This window comes from Streptomyces brasiliensis (assembly GCF_014647875.1).
Classification (GTDB): domain Bacteria; phylum Actinomycetota; class Actinomycetes; order Streptomycetales; family Streptomycetaceae; genus Streptomyces; species Streptomyces brasiliensis.
In genome coordinates, this window is the sequence record NZ_BMQA01000002.1 from 384,906 (window position 1) to 406,262 (window position 21,357).

General features: G+C 70.8%; 22 protein-coding genes and 1 pseudogene. 13 read left to right on the top strand and 10 right to left on the bottom strand.

Translation table 11 applies throughout. The features are described from left to right. Positions 1-2 precede the first annotated feature (2 nt). From IEZ19_RS05430 to IEZ19_RS05440, 3 genes and pseudogenes are all read left to right on the top strand, one after another. Positions 3-752: a GntR family transcriptional regulator gene (locus IEZ19_RS05430; protein WP_189309825.1), complete on the top strand. Its 750-nt coding sequence runs from the start codon at positions 3-5 to the stop codon at positions 750-752. A gap of 26 nt (positions 753-778) precedes the next feature. Continuing rightward, positions 779-1,942 carry a type ISP restriction/modification enzyme gene (locus tag IEZ19_RS05435; protein ID WP_189309826.1) on the top strand — a complete coding sequence of 388 codons (1,164 nt, stop codon included), beginning with the start codon at positions 779-781 and terminating at the stop codon, positions 1,940-1,942. Between the two features lie 38 nt (positions 1,943-1,980). Continuing rightward, positions 1,981-2,280 (top strand): annotated as a pseudogene (locus IEZ19_RS05440) (CoA transferase); the annotation flags it as partial. A gap of 10 nt (positions 2,281-2,290) precedes the next feature. Here the strand turns inward: IEZ19_RS05440 and IEZ19_RS05445 are convergent. The 3 genes from IEZ19_RS05445 to IEZ19_RS05455 all read right to left on the bottom strand — a co-directional run bounded on the left by IEZ19_RS05445 (position 2,291) and on the right by IEZ19_RS05455 (position 4,051). After that, positions 2,291-2,566, bottom strand: a complete 276-nt coding sequence (locus IEZ19_RS05445; RefSeq protein ID WP_189309827.1) for a hypothetical protein — start codon at positions 2,564-2,566, stop codon at positions 2,291-2,293. 127 nt (positions 2,567-2,693) lie between these two features. Next, the gene (locus IEZ19_RS05450) at positions 2,694-3,512 is read right to left on the bottom strand and encodes an anti-sigma factor (RefSeq protein ID WP_189309828.1); all 819 of its coding nucleotides are present in this window, start codon (positions 3,510-3,512) and stop codon (positions 2,694-2,696) included. After that, positions 3,509-4,051 carry a sigma-70 family RNA polymerase sigma factor gene (locus tag IEZ19_RS05455; protein WP_189309829.1) on the bottom strand — a complete coding sequence of 181 codons (543 nt, stop codon included), beginning with the start codon at positions 4,049-4,051 and terminating at the stop codon, positions 3,509-3,511. Before IEZ19_RS05455 ends, IEZ19_RS05450 begins: the two co-directional genes overlap by 4 nt. 206 nt (positions 4,052-4,257) lie before the next feature. Here IEZ19_RS05455 and IEZ19_RS05460 point away from each other — a divergent pair, with 206 nt between their 5' ends. The 4 genes from IEZ19_RS05460 to IEZ19_RS05475 all read left to right on the top strand — a co-directional run bounded on the left by IEZ19_RS05460 (position 4,258) and on the right by IEZ19_RS05475 (position 10,559). Beyond that, positions 4,258-5,799, top strand: a complete 1,542-nt coding sequence (locus IEZ19_RS05460) for a DUF4331 domain-containing protein (RefSeq protein ID WP_189309830.1) — start codon at positions 4,258-4,260, stop codon at positions 5,797-5,799. Between the two features lie 105 nt (positions 5,800-5,904). Continuing rightward, positions 5,905-7,335, top strand: coding sequence for a tetratricopeptide repeat protein (locus IEZ19_RS05465; RefSeq protein WP_189309831.1), 1,431 nt, complete (start codon positions 5,905-5,907; stop codon positions 7,333-7,335). Continuing rightward, positions 7,332-8,915: a HoxN/HupN/NixA family nickel/cobalt transporter gene (locus IEZ19_RS05470; protein WP_189309832.1), complete on the top strand. Its 1,584-nt coding sequence runs from the start codon at positions 7,332-7,334 to the stop codon at positions 8,913-8,915. The genes IEZ19_RS05465 and IEZ19_RS05470 overlap by 4 nt, the downstream gene beginning before the upstream one ends. Before the next feature lie 27 nt (positions 8,916-8,942). Then, complete coding sequence (locus tag IEZ19_RS05475) at positions 8,943-10,559, top strand: serine/threonine-protein kinase (RefSeq protein ID WP_189309932.1); 1,617 nt, start codon at positions 8,943-8,945, stop codon at positions 10,557-10,559. A 24-nt stretch (positions 10,560-10,583) separates the two neighbouring features. On the opposite strand, the gene IEZ19_RS05480 is transcribed toward IEZ19_RS05475, so the two are convergent. Next, complete coding sequence (locus IEZ19_RS05480) at positions 10,584-11,381, bottom strand: SGNH/GDSL hydrolase family protein (protein ID WP_189309833.1); 798 nt, start codon at positions 11,379-11,381, stop codon at positions 10,584-10,586. Positions 11,382-11,619: 238 nt separating this feature from the next. Between IEZ19_RS05480 and IEZ19_RS53000 the strand changes: the two genes are divergently transcribed. The 3 genes from IEZ19_RS53000 to IEZ19_RS05490 all read left to right on the top strand — a co-directional run bounded on the left by IEZ19_RS53000 (position 11,620) and on the right by IEZ19_RS05490 (position 13,966). Then, positions 11,620-11,742, top strand: a complete 123-nt coding sequence (locus tag IEZ19_RS53000; protein WP_308428927.1) for a hypothetical protein — start codon at positions 11,620-11,622, stop codon at positions 11,740-11,742. Positions 11,743-12,082: 340 nt separating this feature from the next. Continuing rightward, entirely contained in the window at positions 12,083-13,177 is a 1,095-nt protein-coding gene (locus tag IEZ19_RS05485; protein WP_189309834.1) for a DUF5925 domain-containing protein, read from the top strand. Positions 13,178-13,192: 15 nt separating this feature from the next. Next, a complete protein-coding gene (locus tag IEZ19_RS05490; protein ID WP_189309835.1) occupies positions 13,193-13,966 on the top strand; it encodes a DUF72 domain-containing protein in 774 nt (257 codons plus the stop codon). Between the two features lie 53 nt (positions 13,967-14,019). On the opposite strand, the gene IEZ19_RS05495 is transcribed toward IEZ19_RS05490, so the two are convergent. Then, positions 14,020-14,388 carry a GntR family transcriptional regulator gene (locus IEZ19_RS05495; protein ID WP_189309836.1) on the bottom strand — a complete coding sequence of 123 codons (369 nt, stop codon included), beginning with the start codon at positions 14,386-14,388 and terminating at the stop codon, positions 14,020-14,022. Positions 14,389-14,459: 71 nt separating this feature from the next. On the opposite strand from IEZ19_RS05495, the gene IEZ19_RS05500 reads away from it, so the two are divergent. Together IEZ19_RS05500 and IEZ19_RS05505 are read left to right on the top strand one after the other, a co-directional pair. Continuing rightward, positions 14,460-15,389: a GNAT family N-acetyltransferase gene (locus IEZ19_RS05500; protein ID WP_189309837.1), complete on the top strand. Its 930-nt coding sequence runs from the start codon at positions 14,460-14,462 to the stop codon at positions 15,387-15,389. Beyond that, on the top strand, positions 15,370-15,870 hold the full coding sequence (locus tag IEZ19_RS05505; RefSeq protein WP_189309838.1) for a ribonuclease FAU-1 family protein: 501 nt from the start codon (positions 15,370-15,372) through the stop codon (positions 15,868-15,870). Before IEZ19_RS05500 ends, IEZ19_RS05505 begins: the two co-directional genes overlap by 20 nt. A 35-nt stretch (positions 15,871-15,905) precedes the next feature. On the opposite strand, the gene IEZ19_RS05510 is transcribed toward IEZ19_RS05505, so the two are convergent. Further along, positions 15,906-16,526 (bottom strand): class I SAM-dependent methyltransferase, encoded by a 621-nt coding sequence (locus IEZ19_RS05510; protein WP_189309839.1) that lies wholly within the window; start codon positions 16,524-16,526, stop codon positions 15,906-15,908. A 149-nt stretch (positions 16,527-16,675) separates the two neighbouring features. Between IEZ19_RS05510 and IEZ19_RS52555 the strand changes: the two genes are divergently transcribed. Continuing rightward, positions 16,676-16,810, top strand: a complete 135-nt coding sequence (locus IEZ19_RS52555; protein WP_268248613.1) for a hypothetical protein — start codon at positions 16,676-16,678, stop codon at positions 16,808-16,810. A gap of 16 nt (positions 16,811-16,826) precedes the next feature. Here the strand turns inward: IEZ19_RS52555 and IEZ19_RS05515 are convergent, their stop codons facing one another. The 4 genes from IEZ19_RS05515 to IEZ19_RS05530 form a co-directional block, all read right to left on the bottom strand. Beyond that, positions 16,827-17,276, bottom strand: a complete 450-nt coding sequence (locus IEZ19_RS05515; protein WP_189309840.1) for a GNAT family N-acetyltransferase — start codon at positions 17,274-17,276, stop codon at positions 16,827-16,829. Positions 17,277-17,435: 159 nt separating this feature from the next. Continuing rightward, complete coding sequence (locus IEZ19_RS05520; protein WP_189309841.1) at positions 17,436-17,963, bottom strand: tyrosine-type recombinase/integrase; 528 nt, start codon at positions 17,961-17,963, stop codon at positions 17,436-17,438. Positions 17,964-18,656: 693 nt separating this feature from the next. Continuing rightward, positions 18,657-20,054, bottom strand: coding sequence for a DUF11 domain-containing protein (locus IEZ19_RS52560; RefSeq protein WP_189309842.1), 1,398 nt, complete (start codon positions 20,052-20,054; stop codon positions 18,657-18,659). Between the two features lie 502 nt (positions 20,055-20,556). Then, the gene (locus IEZ19_RS05530; RefSeq protein ID WP_189309843.1) at positions 20,557-20,760 is read right to left on the bottom strand and encodes a hypothetical protein; all 204 of its coding nucleotides are present in this window, start codon (positions 20,758-20,760) and stop codon (positions 20,557-20,559) included. Between the last annotated feature and the right edge of the window lie 597 nt (positions 20,761-21,357).

Genomic DNA, 21,357 nt, shown 5'->3' on the forward strand with positions numbered 1-21,357 from the left:
CCGTGACCTCCTTTTCTCCGGACTCGATCGTCCTGAACCGCAAGCTGCCGCTCTGGTACCAGGTGTCGCAGTCGCTGCGCGCCTCGATACTCGGCCGCTCGCCCCTGGACTCGCTGCGGCTGCCCACCGAGGAGCGGCTGGCGGAGCACTACGGCGTGAGCGTGCTGACCATGCGGCAGGCGCTGAAGGAGCTGGAGGACGAGGGGCTGATCAGCCGGCACCGGCGGCGCGGCACGTTCATCGAGCCGCCGGCGCGGCGCGGTACGCCCGTGCGGCTCCTCGGCTCGGTGGACGCGATCGTGGCCCAGCAGTCCGGCATGACGACCGAACTGCTCGACCGGGGCCGGGTGCCGGTGCCGGCGGAGGTCGCCGAGTACTTCCCGGACCTGGCCGAGGTGGCGACGTACCACCGGCTGCGGTGCGACGAGAAGAGCGGCGAGCCGACCAACCACGCCCGCAACTACGTGCGTCCCTCGCTGGCCGGGCGCATCGACCCGGACGACCTGGTGCGCTGGCCGATGACGAAAGTGCTGCGGGACGTCGTGGGCGCGGACATCAGCCGCATCACGGACACCGTGGAGGCCCGGCTGGCCGACCCGGAGACGGCGCGGCTGCTCGAGGTGCCGCTGCTCAGCCCGATCCTGCACTACACGGGGGTGACGTACGACGGGGACGGCCGGGTCCTCGACGTCGCGGTCATCCACTACCGCGGGGACCGGTTCTCCTTCACGGTGACCTTGGACGCCACCTGACCCCGCTGTCGTCACCAGGTCGTACCATGCCCAGCGTGACGCACGACGACGCTCCGCTGCTCGCGGACCTCATGCCGTGGTCCGTCGCACCTCTGCGGCTGGGCCGCGCCTGGCCGACGGCGCCCGACGCGGCGTCCCTGAAGGCCCGTTGGGCCGCCCTGCTCAAGGCGGCCGGCCCGGACCGGGAGACGCTGTTCGAGCCGACGCGCTCGCGCACACCGCACTCGGCGGTCGGCCAGCTCCCCGGCCAGCCCAGCGGCACGGAGAAACTGATCCGCGCCTCGGGCCCCTGCCCGGAGCCGGTACGCGTCCTGGCGGCGCCCTTCGACGAGCAGTGGCTGATCCCCGACCACCGCTTGATCGACACGGCACGCCCGGAATTGTGGCGGGTGGCCGACGAGCACCAGGTGTTCACCGTGGAGCCCCCCGAGAACGGCGCCCCGGGCCCGCTCCTACTGGCGACGTCACTGCTGCCCGCCCTCCGTCCGGGCCGGATCCGCCCTCTCTACCGCCGCCCGGGCGGCGAGGAACCCAACCTGACGCCGGGCCTGCTCGACCACTTGTCGACCCGCCTCGGCCGGCCCGCCACTCCCCTGGACGTTCTGGCCTGGATCACGGCGACGATCCGCCCGGGTCTTCCGGTCCCCCTCACCGAGGACCCGGAACTCTGGTCCAGGGGTGTCGAGTTGGGTCATCGCATGCTCTGGCTGATGCGCCGCGACGGCGAACGCCCCAAACTCCCCGGCGGCCGCCGCCCCTACGTCCGCGCCCCGCTCCCGCCCCGACCGCTCACCCTCGACTACGACCGCGACGAGGAGACCCTGCTCATCGACGAGGGGCGCATCTCCCCGGTGCCCGCGGAGGCCTGGGACTTCGAGGTGGCGGGCGCCCGCGTCCTGGAACAGTGGTTCACCGCGAGAACGGCGGAGGCACCCCCCGGCACCTTGTCGGCGATCCGCCCGCCCACCTGGCCACAGACCTGGACGTCGGAACTCCTGGAACTGATCACGGTCCTGGCCCTGCTCGCGGAACTACGCCCGCAGCAGGCCGAGTTGAAGGTGACGTCACCGATCACGACGACGGACCTGCACACGGCCGGCGTGCTGCCGGTACCGGAGGCGGCCCGCAGGCCGGCCTCGGTGCTGGACCATCGCGAGGAAGGCCCGGAAGGCCAGTTCACGCTGGTCTAGGCCCGCAGGGCTCTTTCCAGCCTGGCGATGTGAGGGTGCTGGACACGGACACCGCGCCGGCACGCCTGGAGGCGGCGGGCATCGCGTGCGCACGGCTGAGGAACCTGCACGAGCCGGCGGAGCATCCGCAGCCGGCGGCCAGGGAGCGGTGGTGGGAGGTGGGGTCGCCGGTCGGGCCGCTGCGGGCACTGCTCCCGCCCCTCACCTTGTCGGGCAGAGACGAGGCAAGGAGGGGAGACCTGCCCGCGCTCGGGCAGCACACCGCGGCGCTGCTGCGTGCCGTGGGGATGACGGACGACGAGATCGCAGCGTTGCGCCGGGACGGCGTCGCGGCCTGAGCGCGGGGTGTCAGTGCTTGTTGCCCCCGAACAGTGAACGACGCAGCCGACGCAGCGGCGCGAACAGTGAGACGCGGCTCACCCGCGAACCCCTGTCGCTGCGCTCGTGCGCCGTGTCACGCGTGGTCAGCTCACGCATCAGCGAGGTCGCCTCGGCGGCCTTCTGCTGCGGTACGGCGGGACCCGCCAGCACCGAGAGATGGCGGTCGAGGCGCGAACTTGTCGCGCTGCTCCCGCAGGTGATCGCAGGGACCCTCGCCCTGCTGCGCACTGTTATCTGCTCCATGTCACTCCCCACCCGTAACGAGTCCACCCGGCCCGGGCAGGGTAACCCTATCGTCCCCTCCGGGCACTCGTGTATCGCGGTCACAGGATTCACCTTCCCCACAAGGAGGTTGACGATTCCTCGATGATTACTCTCCGAATCCGACCGATTTCAGGGCGAGTTGCGCAACCGGCTGCGAAGTGGGCTGTTCTGACCCCCCGTCGGGCTCCACGGTCACGGCGAGTGACGTCGCGGACTTGGTGAGGCCGGTGGCGACCAAGGGCGTGTCGCCGTCGAAGAGCCCGAGGGAGCGCGGTTGCACATCGGGGCGCATGAGCCACAGCTGGCGCACGCGTCCGCTGGGCGGGGCGTCGTATCCGCTGAGCGTGACGACGGCCTGCCCCTCCGAGGCGGAGGCGATCACTCCGATACCGGCTCCGCTCGCGTCCTCGCTGCTGGTCGCGCGGGCGTCGGGGGCGGCCAGGACGTGGGCGATCTCACGCGCCTGCGCCCGTTCCGCGTCGAGCCGGTCCTGGGTCTGGTCCGCCTGAACGGCGAACAGCGCGGCGACGACGAGCGCCGCCGCGGCCGTCACCGTGGCGAACAGCAGGAGGAGGGGGCGCGTGCGGGGCGTACGGGTGCGTGCCGGCGGCGGCTGGGTGCCCCAGACGTGCGGCGGCAGGTGAGGCGCGCGCTCGCGCGAGGGAGCGGGAGCGCGCTCCTGCGGCATGGTCCGTACGGCGGTCAGTACCCGTTCGCGCAGCGCGGCCGGCGCCGGGGCCGCCGTGGACCAGGCGAGGCGCACCGCGTCCTCGCACAGAGCCCGGACCTCGGCCACGCAGCGGTCACAGCGCGCGAGATGCTTCTCGAAGCGGCGCCGCTCGTCCGCCTCGAGGGCGTCGAGCGCGTAGGGGGCGGCGAGGGAGTGCGGATCCTCTCGGTTCAGCAGCCGGCCGAGGACGCTCATGCGGCACCTCCCAGGCACTCGCGCAGCCGGGTCAGCCCGTCGCGCATCCTCGTCTTCACCGTGCCCAGCGGCAGCGAGAGCCGCTCGGCCACTTCACGGTACGTGTAGCCGTCGTAGTAGGCGAGGGTCACGGACTGGCGCTGGAGGGCGGTGAGCCGCTCCAGGCAGCGGCGCACCCATTCGCGTTCCAGCCCCGCCTCGACCTCTTCGGACACCTGGTCGAAGGCGGGGTGGTGGGCACGCCGCGCCTCTCGCTGCTCGCGTTCGCCGGCCGCGCGGGCGCTGCGCACCCGGTCGACGGCCCGACGGTGGGCGAGGGTGAGGATCCACGACAGGGCGCTGCCCCGGCCGGGGTCGAACCGCGCGACGGAGCGCCAGAGTTCGAGCAGCACCTCCTGGGCCACCTCCTCCGACTGGGCCGGATCGCGCACCACGCGCCGCACCAGACCGAACACCGGCCCCGACACCAGCCCGTACAGCTCCTCGAATGCCTTCTGGTCGCCGTCCGCCACGAGCACCAGAAGCTCGTCCGCATCCACGCGGTCCCCCTTTCCCCCGGCCGCACCCGGCCCATCTCGTCACACCAGGCATTCGCAACGAACGCACCTCCGGATGGGGTTACGGATCAACAGCCCGAAATCGCGGGTCGAGCAGCCGGAAAAGAATTTTCCCGGCCGACCAATCCGCCCCGCGGCCGACTCCGAATCCCGGTGCGTCAGGCAAGTTGGCATCGAGGACGGACGGCATGACACCTCACATCTCCAGGAGCGGAGCGGGGCGCAAGGGCCTCGTGACCCTGATCTGTGGTGCGCTGGCCGCCGGGGGGCTCGCAGCCGCCGGTGTGGCCACGCTGGAACCGGGGGCGGCCTCCGCCTCCTCTCACCGGGAGGCCCCGCTGATCTCGGGGACCCCCCAGTACGACAACACGGACGTGTACGCGTTCGTCAGTCCGGACAAGCCCGACACCACGACCATCGTGGCGGACTGGATCCCGTTCGAGGAGCCGGCGGGCGGACCGAACTTCTACACGTTCGCGGACGACGCGCAGTACGACATCCACATCGACAACAACGGTGACGCGCAGGGCGAGCTGCTCTTCCGCTACACCTTCAAGACCCACCGCAAGAACGGCAACACGTTCCTCTACAACACGGGCCCGGTCACCAGTCTCGACGACCCGGACCTCAACATCACGCAGACGTACGACATCGACCTGATCAGGCTGAAGAACCAGCGCGTGATCTCCAGGACCAAGGTCGCGGACGACGTGCCGGTGGCACCGTCGAACGTCGGCAAGGCGTCGATGCCGGACTACGGCAAGCTGCGCACGCAGGCCGTCCACCGGACGGCGAACGGCACGTCCACCTTCGCCGGACAGGCCGACGACCCCTTCTTCCTGGACCTGCGGGTCTTCGACCTCCTCTACGGCGGCAACCTGTCCGAGGTCGGCCGGGACACGCTCAAGGGCTACAACGTCAACACCATCGCCCTGCAGGTGCCCAACAGTCTGATCACGCAGTCGGCGAAGCAGCCGGTCGTCGGCATCTGGTCGACCACGCAGCGCAGGAACGCGCAGGGTTACTACACGCAGGTCTCGCGCCTGGGCAACCCTCTGGTCAACGAGGTCGTCAACCCGCAGAAGGACAAGGACAAGTTCAACGCTTCCGCGCCCTGGAACGACGGCCAGTTCCTGAAGAACGTCACCAACCCCGAGCTGCCGAAGCTGATCGAGGGAATCTACAAGATCAAGGCCCCGGCCGAGCCGCGCAACGACCTGGTCGACGTCTTCCTGAAGGGCGTCAAGGGTCTCAACCAGCCGCCGAACGTGCGTCCGGCGGAGGAGCTGCGGCTCAACACCTCGGTCAAGCCGACCGCCAGCCCCAAGCGCCTCGGTGTCCTCGACGGTGACAACGCGGGCTTCCCGAACGGGCGCCGGTTGACCGACGACGTGGTGGACGCCTCTCTCCAGGTGGTCGAGGGCGAACTGGTGGGCTCCAAGAACGACCTGGGCGACGCGGTGGACGCCAACGACAAGAAGTTCGAGAAGAGCTTCCCGTACGTGGCCCAGCCGACGGCCGGTTCGCGCGGTCCGCTCGCCAAGGGCACGACCAGCGGCGCGGACGTGCGCAACGAACTGGGTGACGCGCTGAAGCCGGCGGGCTCGTCGTCCGACGGCTCCGACAACACCATGCTGGTCGCCGCGTCGGCGGCCTCGGGCGCGGCCGGGATCCTGCTGATCGGCACCGCGCTCGCGTGGTGGCGCCGCCGGATGCAGCGTCCGTACTGATCCCGGTCCCCTCCTACTGGCGCGGCCCGCTCCCTCTCATCCCCCACGGCGCGGGCCGCGCCGCTCCACGACTTCGACGACCGACCAGGCGACCAAGGAGAGGACATGTCCTCGCGCCAGAACGACCCGAAGCCCGAAAGTCCGCACAGCGCGGGCACCCCGGGCCCCGACGAAGCCGAGACCCGTGTACGGCGGGTCTCGGCGGCCGGGCGGCGGTGGCGGATCGCCGGGTGCGCGCTGCTGCTGGCCGTCGCGCTCACCGGTGGGGCCATCGCGCTGGGGGCCGTGCGCGACGGCGGGTCGGGGTCCGTCGCGACCGCGTCCAGTGCCGTACCGCCCGGGTTGCTGAGCGGCTCGGACCTCGACGCGAGCATCGCCGCCGTGCAGGCCCATCTCCGCACGCAGCCCAAGGACTTCGGCGCCTGGGCCACCCTCGGGCTCGCGTACGTCGAGCAGGCGCGGACCAAGGGCGACCCGTCCCGCTACCCGCAGGCGGACAAGGCCCTGAAGCGCTCCCTCGAACTGGCCCCGCACAACGACCAGGCCCTGTCCGGCCGCGCAGCGCTCGCCGCCGCACGGCACGACTTCGCGCACGCCCTCAGCTACGCGGACGAGGCCCTGACGCAGAACCCGTACAGCGAACGCGCCCTGTCCTCCCGTATCGACGCCCTGGTCGAACTCGGCCGGTACGGCGCGGCCGCGAAGGCCGCCGACACCGCCGACGAACGGCGGCCCGGAGTCCCCGTCTTCACGCGCTACGCCTATGTGCGCGAGCTGCGCGGAGACGTCGGCACCGCGCGCCGCGTCCTCCAGCAGGCGCTCGCCACCGCCACCTCTCCCGGCGACGTGGCGTACGTCGCCGCCCAGCTCGGCCAGCTCGCCTGGAACCAGGGCGACTACAAGGCAGCGCTCACCTACCACGCCCGCGCACTGGCCGCCGACGAAGACTGTCTCCCCGCCCTCGAGGGCCGCGCTCGCGCGCAGGCCGCGAGCGGTGACCGGGCCGAGGCGATCAAGGGGATGGAACTCGTCGTCTCCCGCTACCCGTTGCCGGGCCCGCTGGTCGAACTCGGCGAACTGTACGAGGCGCGGGGCGGCGAAGGCGACAAGGCGAAGGCCGGCGACCAGTACGCCCTCGTCGACGCCTGGACCGCCCTCGCCCGTGCCAACGGCGTCAACGCCGACCTCGACACCGCGCTCGCGGCCGCCGACCACGGCGACAAGGCCGCGGCCCTGCGTGCGGCACGCGCCGAGTGGGCCCGGCGGCACACGGTGCACACCGCGAACGCCCTCGCCTGGGCCCTGCACGTGCGCGGCAAGGACGAAGAGGCCCTCCCCTACGCCCGCCGGGCCACCGCCACCGGCTACCGCAACGCGTCCTTCCTCTACCACCGCGGCACGATCGAACTCGCCACCGGTCACCCCCGGGAGGGCCGCGCCTCCCTCACCGCGGCCCTGAAGCTGAACCCCGGCTTCTCACCGCTGGGCGCGGCCAAGGCCCGTACGGCACTGAAGAACCTGGAGGCGGCCAAGTGAAGCTCCGTCGCAGGATCGCCTCCGTCCTGGTCGTGTTCACGGCCGCCTGCGCGCTCGCGCTCCTCCCCTCCACCGGCGCGAGCGCGCATCCCCTCGGCAACTTCACCGTCAACCGGTACGACGGTCTCGTCGCCGCCCCCGGGCAACTGCGCGTCGACCACGTCGAGGACCTCGCTGAGATCCCGGCGACCCAGGCCGGGCCCGCCATCGAGCGGCTGGGCATGACCGAGTGGGCCCGGCGGCGGTGCGTGAGCGCCGCCGCCGGCAGCAGACTCACCGTCGACGGCCGCGGGACCGAGCTGACCGTCACCGGCAGCACCGCGCACCGGCGCCCCGGGCAGGCCGGGCTCGACACGCTCCGCGTCGAGTGCAAGCTGACCGCACCACTGCCCGAGGGCGACACCGTCTCCCTCGGTTTCCACAGCGCGGGCGCCTCCTCCGGGCCCGGCTGGCGGGAGATCACCGCGCGCGGCGACCGTATGACGTTCACCTCCTCGGACGTGCCGGAGAAGTCCATCTCGCACGAACTCACCGGTTATCCCAAGGAGTTGCTGTCCTCGCCGGCCGACACGGCCACCGCGTCGGTACGGGTGCGACCCGGCGGCCCGGCCCTCGCCGAGCAGCGCCAGGACGCCCCGGCCGCCTCCGTACTGCCCCGTGGCGCCGACCGCTGGACCCGCGCTCTGGACAACCTCGTCGCCCGCCACGACCTCACGCTCGGCTTCGCCGCCCTCGCGCTGGTCATCGCCATCGGTCTCGGCGCGATGCACGCCCTCGCCCCGGGCCACGGCAAGACCCTGATGGCCGCGACGGCGGCGGCGCGCGGCGGCAAGGCCCGGCTGAAGGACGTCCTGCCGCTGGCCGCCTCGGTCACGGTCACCCACACCCTGGGCGTCGTCGCCCTGGGGCTGCTGGTCACGGCCGGTTCGGCGGCGACGCCCTCGGTGATCGCCTGGCTCGGCATCGCGAGCGGCGTCCTGGTGGTCCTGGCGGGCGCGAACCTCGTACGCCGGGCCTGGCACAACCGCACCGCACACGGGCACCACACCCATGCGCACGAGGCGGCACCGGAACGCGAGTCGGCCCTGGCGGGCGCTCCCGCGGGGCACACGCACGCGGGACGCGAACACTCCGGACACGAACGCCACCATCACCACGACCACCATCACCGCCACGACCACCCACACGCCGTGGCACATACTCACGGCGGTGTCACCCATACTCACGCCACCGCCCCCACCCTCCGCGGCACGATCCTCCTCGGCTTCGCCGGCGGGCTCGTGCCCAGTCCGTCCGCCGTGGTCGTCCTCGTGGGCGCCGCGGCGCTGGGTCAGGCCTGGTTCGGACTGCTGCTCGTCGTGGCGTACGGCGTCGGGCTGGCCCTGACGCTGACCGCGGCCGGGTTCGCCGTCGTCAAGCTGGGTACGGGGATGACCCGGGTGATGGACCGGCGTCCGCGCTGGACCGCCCACCCGGTGACCGCCCTGGTCCGCCGGTCGGTGCCCCTGGCGTCCGCGTGTCTCGTCGTGGCACTCGGGGTCGGATTGGTGTTCAGGGGGGCGGCATCCGCACTCGGCTGAGCTACTTTTGTGGAGAATTCGCGCGAGATGCCGTGGGGGGCGTCGGTGTCCGAAGAACCGGGCAGTGAACGAGTGATCGCGGGGCGCTACCGGCTCCTGTCCCCGCTCGGCGAGGGCGGGATGGGAACCGTGTGGCGGGCCCGTGACGAGGTGCTGCACCGCGAGGTCGCCGTCAAGGAGGTGCGGGCCCCGGCCGGTCTGCCCGCCCCGGAGGTCGAGCGGATGTACGCCCGCCTGGAACGCGAGGCGTGGGCCGCTGCCCGGGTCTCGAACCGGAACGTGGTGACGGTGTACGACGTGGCGATGGAGGGCGGCCGGCCCTGGATCGTCATGGAGTTGATCCGCGGTCTGTCGCTGGCCGACCTGCTGGAGGCGGAGGGTCCGCTGTCGCCGCAGCGGGCCGCGCACATCGGTGCCGAGGTGCTGGCCGCGTTGCGCGCCGCACACGAAGCCGGCGTGCTGCACCGGGACGTGAAGCCGGGCAACGTGCTGATGTCGAACGACGGTCGCGTGGTGCTCACGGACTTCGGTATCGCCATGGTGGAGGGCAGCTCCGCGCTGACGATGACCGGCGAGGTCATAGGGTCCCCCGAATTCCTCGCCCCGGAGCGGGCGTTGGGGCGTACGCCCGGTCCCGAGTCCGATCTGTGGTCCCTCGGTGTGCTGCTCTACGCGATCGTCGAGGGCAGTTCGCCGTTCCGTCAGAACACCCCGCTGAGCACGCTGCGTGCCGTGGTCGACGAGGAGTTGCCGCCGCCGCTGCGGGCCGGTCCGCTCGTGCCGGTCATCGAAGGGCTGTTGCGCAAGGACCCGGCCGAGCGCCTCACGGCCGATCCGGCCGAGCGGGACCTGCGGCTCGTCGCGGCGGGCGGGGCCCCGCGTGCCGGCACCGTGCAGGCGTCGCCGTACACCGCGCCGACGGTCGCCGCACAGCCCCAGCGCCCGTCCCCCACACCACCGTTGCCGCTGCCGACGCAGCCGGCGGTGCCACCGGACACGCAGCCGATGCCGCAGAAGCGCAATCGCCGGGCCGCGGTGTTCCTGGTGGCGGGTCTGGTCGCGGTCCTGCTCGCGCTGGCCGGATTGACGTACGCACTGCTCAACCGCGACGGCGGCGGGAGCGACGGCGGCACGTCGGGCAGCAGCCGGGAGGCGGGCAGCGGGGCGAGCTCGCCCGCGGCGTCGCCCACCACCGAGTCGAACTCCGGCTCCCAGCCGTCCGCCCCGGTCACCACCGAGGCGAGCAGCCAGGCCACCCAGACCGTGCATGTGACGCTGACGGGCGCTCATACCGACTACTCCGGTGAGTGCCCGCCGCCGGACGCGGACGCGCCCGCCTTCACGGCGACGTTCACCGTGGGGCGGGTGCCCGCGCGGGTGGAGTACCGGTGGGTGCTGGAGGACGGGTCGGTCTCCGACCCCGGGTGGAAATCGCTGTCGTTCCCGGCCGGTGGCGCGAGGACGCAGGAGGACAACGTGACCGTGACGACGTACTCCACCGGCGGGACGATCGAGAACGCGGTCAGTGTGGAGGTGCGCGATCCGGTGCGGACGACGTCGCAGAAGGTGCCGTTCTCGGTGACGTGCGAAATGACGGAGACCCCGACGGGCGGGGCCTCCCCTTCACCTTCGGACTCGTACTGAGGGCGAAGCCGTTGCGCCTGACGGTCAGTCGTTGTTGTTGAGCACCGGCAGGTAGCCGCTGGAGTGGCCGGTCGCGGTGGGGTGGTACGACTCGCCGATGTCAAGCCAGTTCACGCTGTGCAGCCAGGAGCTGCCCGAGCAGATCTCGTGGCCGGTGAAGGTGGTCCGCACGTCGCCGAAGACGAATCCGCCGGCGCCGGCGCGGCCGGATATGACACTGTTCAGCAGGTCGGACGCGTCGTTGATGGCGGCGCGCTTGGTGCCGGACAGACCGATGCAGGTCGTCGACAGCTCGTAGAAGCGGGGGTAACCGAGCACGACCACACGGGCGTTGGGTGCCTTGTTCCTGATGGTCGAGTACACGGTGTCCAGCCGGCCGGGCAGGGTGCTGGAGATGTAGCTGCGCGCGGTGTTGATGCGGGAGATGCACGTGCTGTCGGAGCTGGTCACGCAGGTCGTCATCACGTCGGCGAAGCCCGCGTCGTTGCCGCCGATGGTGATGGAGACGAGAGCGGTCGACGAACTGAGCGAGCTCAGCTGGTTGTTGATGACGTCGGTCGTCACCGCGCCCGAGCAGGCGTTGAAGGCGAACGAGGACGGGGCGTGCGCGGCGTTCCAGAGGTAGGGGTACGCCTTGGTGCTGCGGTCGCAGGAGCCGCTGGAGTCGATGTAGCTGCCGGCGCCGACACCCGAGCTGTAGGAGTCGCCGAGTGCCACATAGCCGCCGGTGGCAGCACTCGCGGTCGTTGCCGCCCCGGTGAGGGCGGCACTGACGGCGAGGAGAGTTGAGATGACATAGGCCGTAATTCGGGAACGTCTCACGGAACCTCCCTTTAGCAGGATCACTGCGGCAACCATGGTGACCACTACGCGCGTTGAATGGAAGTGTCCATGCCAACCCTTTTTCAATGATCAACCAACTCGATCACGGGCCTTCGCAATCCTTTGATCACCCGTTCACAGCAAGCTTGTTGACAGAGAGTCAACTCCGTGGCTCCGGGCCGACAGTGGGCAATGGTCCGGGGTGAGGGCGGTCTCGAGGGCGGCCTGGCTCCAGTTCGTGTCGTCGACGCCGGGCCTGCCGCCCTTCATCCGGTCCGGGGAGCAGCACGGCGTGATCACCGGGGTGGCCCCCGGCCGGCACATGAAGCCGATGCGGCGGTTCATCGCGCCCAAGTCGTAACGCCCCTTCACCGGCTCGGGGTTCGGCGCCCCAGCCCATGATGCGCCGACTCTGCGGCAGCCCGCCGTACTTCCCCAGCAGCTGCTCGACACGTCGGTGGCCGTGCCACTGCCCCCGTCGGCGCAGCCCACGGCCGGCCGAGGATGGTCCGGTGTGGAGTGGCCGGCGTGCCGTGCACCTCGTCGCCGTCGCGCGAGGTGCCGGCGGTACTCCCCCCCGGAAGCGTGTTGACCGGAGTCACCGTCAGGGCCGGAGCGGCCACGCCCACCAGGCCTGGGAAGACCGGATCAAGCGGTGGAAATGCAGTGCGCGGAGCGCGTCCGTGACGGATCATGGCGGCATGTCTGCCAACCCGCACGACGCGCTGCCGATCAGGCTCAACGTCGACGACTCCGACTCGCCGTCCGATGTCGTCGACGCGCTGTTCCTCGGCCGCTTCGCGACGGGCGAGCAGCCCTACTCACACGCGGCGAACATCGACCGCGTGCGCTCCGGGGCGACGCTTCTGCCGCAAGGCGCCCGGGTGCTGCGCATCGCCCGCGACGACGACCGCAGCGCCACGCTCGCGGAGGGCGACGGCTGGACCGTGCTGGTCTCCCGCTGGAACCGGGGAGCCGACGTCACGGTGACCGCGACCAGCGCCGAGCTGGCGAAGAAGGTCCTCGACCAGGCCACCGAGGGCGCGGCGGACGAACCCGAACCGCAGCCGGAGAACGTCACCATGGGCTTCTGGTACGTCTCCCCGAGACGCGGCCCCCACCGCACGACCCGGCAGATCTCGGCGGGCACCTGGGACGAGGTGCGGCCCAACTACACGGCACCGGTGGCCGAGGCGATGGACCGCCTGATGAAGACGACCCCCGAGGACATCGCGGGCCGGCTGCTGCTCCTGCACGGCCCGCCGGGCACCGGCAAGACCTCGGCCCTGCGCACGCTGGCCCGCTCGTGGCGCGACTGGTGCCAGGTGGACTGCGTCCTCGACCCGGAGCGGCTGTTCAGCGACGTCGGCTATCTCATGGACATCGCCATCGGCGAGGACGACTCGACGGGCAAGGGCCGCTGGCGCCTGCTCCTCCTCGAGGACTGCGACGAACTGATCCGGGGCGAGGCCAAGCACACGGCGGGCCAGGCGCTGTCCCGGCTGCTGAACCTCACCGACGGCCTGCTCGGCCAGGGGCGCAACGTCCTGGTCGGCGTCACCACCAACGAGGACCTGGAGCGCCTCCACCCCGCAGTGGTCCGCCCCGGCCGCTGTCTGGCCCGCATCGAGGTGGGCCCGCTGACCCGCCGGGAGGCGGTGACGTGGCTCGGCAGCGAGGAGGGCGTGGGCCGCGAGGGGGCCACGCTGGCGGAGCTGTACGCGCTGCGCCGCGGCACGTCACCGACCTCGGTGCCGGGTGCGCGGGACGGGGCGGACGCGGGGCTGTACCTGTAGTGCTTTGATGGACGTATGACCCTGTTCGTCGGGACGTCGGGGTGGCAGTACAAGGACTGGCGGGGCGTGCTGTACCCGGCCGACCGTCCGACACGGCTGTGGCTGGAGGAGTACGCGGCACGCTTCGCCACGGTGGAACTCAACAACGCGTTCTACCGGCTGCCCACGCGCGAGAACTTCGAGGCCTGGCGCGACCGGGTGCCGGAGGACTTCGTGATCGCGGTCAAGGCGAGCCGCTACCTCACCCACATCAAGCGCCTCCACGACCCCGCGGAACCGGTGGACCGCCTGATGACCCACGCGACGGGCCTCGGCGACCACCTGGGCCCGATCCTCCTTCAGCTCCCCCCGACCCTGCACGCCGACGCCGGCCTGCTGGACACCTGCCTGGCGTCGTTCCCGTCCGGCACGAGGATCGCGGTGGAGCCGAGGCACGACTCCTGGTGGATCCCGGAGATCCGCGGGGTCCTCGAAGCCCGGTCCGCCGCCGTGTGCTGGGCGGACGTCCAGGCCCACCCGGTGACCCCGCTGTGGCGCACGACCGACTGGGGGTACGTCCGCTTCCACCAGGGCATCGCCCACCCCTGGCCACGCTACGGCCGACGCTCCCTGGAGACCTGGATCGACAGGATCGCGACCACCTGGGCCAAGACGGAGGACGTCTACACGTACTTCAACAACGACGCGGGAGGCGCGGCGGTCGAGGACGCGGTGGCCTTCGGCGGAAGAGCGAGAAGGGCGGGACTCACGGTGACCCGGACTCCCGAGGCACTTGTTTCGTCCCGCTGATCCGACCGGCACCGCCGATGTGTGTCCGCCGCAACGGCGCGCAACGCACTTCCCTACCCCCCATAGGCCGCCCGCAGGGCATCCCTGACCGCGGCCAGCGCCTCCCCCTCGTCCAACCCGAGCCGCCGTACCCTCTCCGCGTAAGCCTGCGCGGCAACCGCCGCTTCACGCACCGCGGCCGAGCCGGCCGCAGCCACGAACGTTCCGTTGCGCCCGCGCGTCTCGATCACCCCGTCCGTCTCCAGCGCCCGGTACGCCTTGGCCACCGTGTTCACCGCCAGCCCCAGCGACTCGGCGAGCCCCCGCACGGTCGGCAACCGGTACCCCACCGGCAGCACCCCGGCCCGCGCCTGCTCGGAGATCTGGGCCCGCACCTGTTCGTACGGCGGCGCGCTGTCGTCGATGTGGATCTTCAAGGTCACGGAGCTGATTCTCCCGCACCCGCCGGAAAATGGGAGGCATCCGGCGCGGGTCCCGCATACCGTGCGGCCCCATGACAGTGCTCGTGCGCGACCTGCGTTCCGAAGCCCGGTCCGACGTCGAGGGCTACGCCCGCGTCCGGCACCGCTCCCTCCCGTTCATGCTGTTCACCGCCGACTCCGTCGCCTACGACCTCACCCACGCCCCTCCAGAGGCCCATCAGCGCCTCCTCATCGCCGAGGCGGACGGCGAGATCATCGGCGCGGCCCAGGTCGGCTTCGCGTACGACAGTCCCCGGCCCGGCCAGGCCTATGTGAACGTCTACACGGACCCGGCGGCACGACTCCGGGGCGCGGGCGCGCTGCTGGCGGCCGTGGCGGAGGAACACCTGGCGGCGAACCGCGCACAAAAGCTCTTCGCCTGGGTCCTGGACGAGCCCGGCAACCGCGGCTTCGCCGAGCGGCGCGGCTATCACGCCGGTCGCAGCGCGCACTTCCTGCGCCTGGACCTGGCACACAGCACGCTGCCGCCGCGTGAACCGCTCCCGCCGGGCGTCGAGCTGCGGACGGCGGCCGACTTCGCGGACGATCCGCGCCCGCTGTTCGAGCTGGACGCGGAGACGATGTCCGACGAACCGAGCGAGATCGACCACGAGTTCACGGACTACGACGCCTGGCTCGCGGAGACCTGGCGGCATCCGCTGCTCAGTCAGGAGCTGACCTCGGTCGCCGTAGTGGACGGCCGCCCCGTCGCGTTCAGCGCGGCCCGCACGGACGGCGGCGCCCGCTACGGGACGGTCATGACCGGCACCGCGCGCGGCTTCCGCGGCCGGGGCCTGGCCAAGCTCGCCAAGAACGACTCGCTGCACCGCGCCCGCGCCGCCGGGTTCACGGAGGCGTTCACCGGAAACGACGCGGGCAACGGCCCGATGCTCGCGATCAACAAGTGGTTCGGGTACGAGATCTGTGCGACGGAGGTGCACTATGCCCGCGAACTCGGCTGACGAGGCCCGGCAAGTGGAGGTGGTTCTGGTGAAGGGCGGTGGTACGAAGCTCCGCTACCCCGCCGAACTGCTCCAGGACGACGGCACCAGGATCGTCGTACGCGCCGACTTCGCCGGTGGCACCGTCCGGGACTTCGGGTTCGTCCGGTTCGAGCCCGGTGACGTCTTCACCGAGTACTACTGGCGGGACCGCTGGTACGCGGTGATGGAGGTCCGCGATCCCGACGGCGCTCTCAAGGGCTGGTACTGCGACATCGCCCGCCCGGCCACTTTCTCCGGCATGGAGCTGGTGGTCGAGGACCTCGACCTGGACCTGTGGCGCTCCGCCGACGGCACGGACGTACGGCGGCTGGACGAGGACGAGTTCGAGGAGAGCGGCCTGAGGGAGTCGGACCCCGAGGCCGCGGCCGCCGCCGAGGAGGCGCTCGACGAGCTGGAGGCGCTGGCCCGAGACGGCGGCTTCGACGACCTGCTGATCTGATCCGAGGTGATCCGGCCCGATCGGGCGGGCCGGACTCAGCCGGTCGCCAGCACCGCGTACCGCTCGTCCTCGACCTCCCGCCCCCACAGCAGCGGGTCGTCGGACAGCGGCTCCACGCGCACGTGCCCGGCGAGGGACTCCAGGAGCGCGGTGACCCGGTCGGCCGCGATGCCGACCGGGCTGACCGTCCCCATCCCCCACACCCCCTCGACCAGCACGAGTCTCCCGCCCGGTCGCAGCAGGCTCCACCAGTGGCGCAGGACACGGGCGGGGTCGGGCAGCGTCCACAGCACATGCCGCACCAGCACGACGTCATAGCGCTGCTCCCCCACCGGCGGCGCCGCCGCGTCACCGACGAGGAACACGGCGTCACGTCCGGCGAGCTTGGCGCGGGCCCGCTCGACCATCGCCGGGGACAGGTCGACGCCGGTGACGTGGTGTCCGCGCTCGGAGGCGAGGAGCGACAGGCTGCCGGTGCCGCAGCCGAGGTCGAGGACGTCGGAGGGGCGGTCGGGCAGCCATGTGCCGAGTCTGGCGTCCCAGGCCGCGCGCACCTCGGGGTCGCGCAGACCGTGGTCCGGCTCATCGTCGAAGGCCACGGCCTCGGCGTCCCAGTCGATACCCGGCGCGGTCGCGTGGTCACTCTCGTTCGTCATGCCGCCAAGAGTGACACGCGCCACTGACAGCGGAATCGTGACAGCCGCCACTGACAGGGCGGCACCGATGAGTAACCCTCCCCCCAATGGGTCCACCCCAGTGGGAACCGTTCGACCACGGAACCCGGTGGCCCCTGAAGGAGGCAGCCATGCGCCGCTCGACCGTGCAGAAGCCCCTGAAGAAGACGACGGCCCGCCGGCTCCGCGAGGAGGCCGACGAGCGGCCCGCCGAGCGCCCAGAGGTGCGCAAGGACATCGCACGCACCTGGTGGCCCGACGGCTGATGCGGCGCGGGTGCTCTCAGTCCAGCCGCTTGCGGTAGTGGATGCGGTCGTAGGGGCCGTCCACGCGGCGTTCCAGGACCTCGTACCCGTATTTGGGATAGATCTTCTGGTTCTCCCACATCAGCGCGTTGGTGTAGAGCCTGACCTCGGGCAGCCCCAGCCCACGCGCGCGTGCGTCCACGAACCTCAGCAGCCGTCCCCCGACTCCCCTGCCGTGCGCGTCGGGGTGGACGGCGATGCTGTCCAGGAAGAGATGGTCGGCGCGCGCCTCGATCACCACGAGGCCGACGACGGGCTCACCGGTGACGAACACGCTCCCCGCGGCCACGTTCGCCGCGTGGTCCGCCTCCATGGGCTGCGGCACCACCCCGATGCGCGCGAGGTAGGGGTGGTACGCCGCGTCGGTCACGGCCTTGACGGCCGGTACGTCGGCGGCGACGGCCGGCCGGATCCCGTCGTTCGTCATGCCTCGCACGGTACCTACCTGAGCGCAGCCTCAGCACTTCCTTAACGGCGCCATAAAGGCCCGCTGACCGTTCCAGACCGCTTTTACGCAGGTCAGCGGAAGGCCGCCGGGATGCCTCCGGACGGACGGGAGCCAAACCGGGAGCCATGGCGGCTTGAGTCAGCCCGTCTCGGCGGTCTCTCCGCCCTCGTCGTCATCGGCGAAGATGTCGTCCATAGCTTCAGCCCCCTCCGAGATGACCGGTCGCAGCTGCTTGCGATAGACCCTCTCGGTCGTTCCGCTACCGCCGCTGTGTCCGACCAGACGCGCAATCACCTCGATCGGGATGCCATGGTCCGACAGCAGGGACACGAAGCTTGTCCTCAACTCGCGCGGAGTCCACTCCTTCGGATTCTCAAAACCGGCTTCCTTCAGCAGCGCCCTGAAGTTCCGGCGCACGTTGAGGGCGCTGCGCACGTCACCCGCATCCGTCGGGAAGACGAGCCTCTCGTCAGTCCACTCCATGCCGGCCGCCAGGCAATCGGCTCGCACTCGAGTCTTATGAGCCTTCATTACCAGCGCGGCTTGGCGAGGCATAGCCAGCGACCTCCGACTCCTTCGGGTCTTCGTGTCGCCATGTCTGCGCACGGAGCGCCACACATCCACATGTGGCTTCTCCTTGCCCGGTGGTTTCAGATGGACATGCATCCAGGTGAGGGCCCGGGCTGCCGGTGCTTCGACCCGAGCGGCGCCCGCTACGGCATCCCCACCTACCCCTGGCGCCTGGCCCCGGACGGCCCACAAATCCGATCGACCGCGTCAACGAGATCGCTGGTCGATACGGGCCCGAGAGCCGTGCCCCTTGCGTGCCCGTCGAATCGGGGAACCCCGGGGAATGGCAGTCAGTCACAGTACGCGGGCAAGAGAACGGCCCGTGACCAAGCTCGCTGGTCACGGGCCGTTCTCACTGCTCATCAAGCGGAGGCGGTGGGATTTGAACCCACGGTGACATCGCTGCCACGACGGTTTTCAAGACCGCCGAAAAGGCCATGGCCAAGGCCCGCTGACCAGGACGTTCGCTGTCTCTGTCTGGCTTGCGTGGGCGAATCTGGCCAGAGGATGGCCGCAGGGGCTAATGAAGCCCGAGGACAACCCAGGCTGGGACGCCCGTGCCATCGACGTAACGATCAGTCGGCCGGCCAAGTAGCCGTTGTGCTGCGCGGTGCCCGCTCGCCACCATAGTTCCCCGCATGATCGGGCACGGAAGGGGCACGGGCACCCTCTGATCCGTAACTTTGTCTGGATCGGTCAGCGACGGTTATTGCGGTCGCGTCGAAGTCCCGAAGGGATACTGCTGGGCGGGGTTGGTTGCTGTACTTCGCTGCTGTACCAGCCGATCGCTCACCTGGGGTCGTGCCCGGCGCGGTGACAGTGTTTGTTGCGTTTGACGGTGGTGGGGTCGGTGGCGGTGTGGGTGGTGGTGTCGCCGCCTCCGGTGACGGTGGCCTTGTTCTTGATCTTGTGGTGTGTGTCGCAGCCGCAGGAGACGTTGACCTTCAGGGTGATGGGTGGGTAGCTGCTGCCTGGTGTCAGGACGTTGCTGCGGGTGCAGGTGAGGGTGTTCCGGTGGCATTTCCATCCGGTGCCGGTGATGCTGCGGGCGGTGAGTCCGCGCGGGAGCTTGTCGTGCACGGTGACGGTGCTGCCGTCGGTGGGGCCAAGGCCGGTGTTGCGGACGGTGATGGTGTAGGTGCCCTGTTTTCCTTGGGTGAAGTTTCCGGTGTGGGTTTTCTTGATGGCCAGAGTGGGCGGGGGCAGGGTGTAGGAGATGATCACCTGGCCGTTGTTGTTCGCCGTCCCGATCGTGGACAGCGCATAGCTGGTGCCGGTACCCGTCGGGGTGGCGAAGCTGCTGCCCCCACCACCTCCGCCTCCACTCCCCGAGGTGCCGCGGTTGTCGACGGTGGCGCTGCCGCCGCCTCCGCCGGCGAAGTACCCGCCCCCACCGCCCCCACCGGCCCCGGTGATGGTGAGGGCGCAGCCAGCGCCGATGCTGCCTCCGGTGCCGCCGGTACCGACCGTGGTACCGGAGAACCCGCCTCCCACCCCGCCGTTCGTGGCGCCACAAAGCGTGCCGGTGCCGGCGGTACCGGGGGTACCCCCGGTGCTGGTGCTGGTGCTGCCGCCGCCCCCGCCCTGCCCTGGCGAAGCCCCAGGGCCGGTGGCACTTCCCGCGGTACCGGCCGTGGCATCCGCCGTCGTGCCGTTGCTCCCGTTGCCTCCGTTCCCCCCTGGAGAGCCTGCTCCGGTGCCGCCGGCGGCGCCGCCGCCCCCGGCGACCGCCAGCAAGGAGCCGCCCGTGCTGACGCTGGACGCGCCACCCCCGCCCGGACCTTCGAACTGAAAACCACTGGCCGGGAAGGCCCCGCCTGGGGCGCCGCCGTTGAACCCGCCGGCACCCCCCGTCCCGGTGCCGTTGCAGCCCTTGCCGCCGGTACCGCCGACGTTGATGGTGTAGGTCGTAGGCGAGGCGGTCTGCGGGAGCGTGGTCACCACCCGCGCCCCCGTCCCGCCCGTCCCCGTGACGGAACAGGCGGTGCCGGTGTCGTCCGCGCCGCCGGCGCCGTCGGCGGTGATGGTGACGGTCGCGTTCGCCGGGACGGTGAGGCTCTGCGAGGCTCCGGTGAAGCTGAACGTGAACGACGGGTCGGTCCCTCGTGTCCGCACCGGGTCGGTGGCCGGCCTGGCCCCCGTCGGTGCGGCGGACGCGGGGGTCAGCGCGGTGCCGGACAGCGCCACGCACAGTCCTGCTACCGCCCCTGCCCGCAGCCACTGCTGACGAGTGCCGACGCCTGTGCGGGCTTGGCCTCGTCTCGTCCCCACTCCAGAGGGGGGCTGTTGCGGGGCGTGATGTTTGACCACCGGTGTCTCCTGACTTCCTGGCTTGAGGTGAGGCCTCTTTCCGCCGTGCGGGAGCCCGGCGGGGCAGAGCCGATGGATCACTCACCGTGATCCGATTTGCACGATAAGTGATTAAATGGGGAGTGTGTCCGACCTGGCGACGTGTCATCCAGGTCTGGTGTCTGAGCTGGGCTCGGGCTCCACCGAATGGCTGGCGCCAGGTCAGGGCGGTTCAGTCCGGTGCGGGGCTGTGGTGTGCGTGCCGGTGAGGTGGCTAAGGAGTTCGATCGCTCCTCGGCACTGCCGGGGAGCCACCTGGACGCGCTGGTCATGCCGGGCCGCCTAGGAGTGCCGGCTTTCAAGACCGCTCACTTGGTCTTCCAACCCAGTACGCCGCCGATCAGGAGTAGAAGCCCCGGCCGTACTCCTCGGGCCCGACACTGAAGTCATCCGGACGATCACGGCGCAGCTCCTCATACCGGACCGCGAACACGTCGATGGCTTCATGAATCGTGCAGCCCAACACTTCGCGGATCGTCTTGAGCGCGAAGATGATCCGGTGATCGACGATGTCGCGATCTACGCTTGCCGGCAGTGTGGTCACGGGTCCCCCGAAGTCGCTGTACAGCAGCGGAGCACAGCAACCGCACAGACCACAGTCAACCGAGTAAGACCCCTGGCAAGCCAACGGCCAGCCAATCGACCCTCAGCAACCGTCGCGTTCTGAGGCGTCCCCTGACGGCAGTCTGACGGCAACGGCAGAAGACCTGCCCGATGGCAAGTCCGCCGACCACCCGCCATACGGCGCTTCCCGCTAGGCGCCCTATGCGGTGCCGGAGGCACCTGTATCGTCGGGCTCCACACTCTTGCGCCGACGTGCCCACATCTCCTTCACGCACCGCAGCAGGTACCACCAAGCGAGCAGCCCAGACGCCCCCCATGCGAAACGCTCCACGACATCCATCGGCTTGGAGACCACAGCCACAGGGGCACCAATGGCTGCTCCGACGGCGAGTATGACCAGCCTGGGGTCCACCAGGAGGCGCGATTTATTCCGCGGCATGCTCCCTTCTCTTCCCTCTCTACGGATCAGAAGTTGCCCGTGCCCCATCCGTGCCTGATCCTGCGGGAAACCACGGGGACCCACGCTGCCGTGCGGGCACCGCACAACGCTACTTCCCCTGACCGTTTCGCCTGGTCA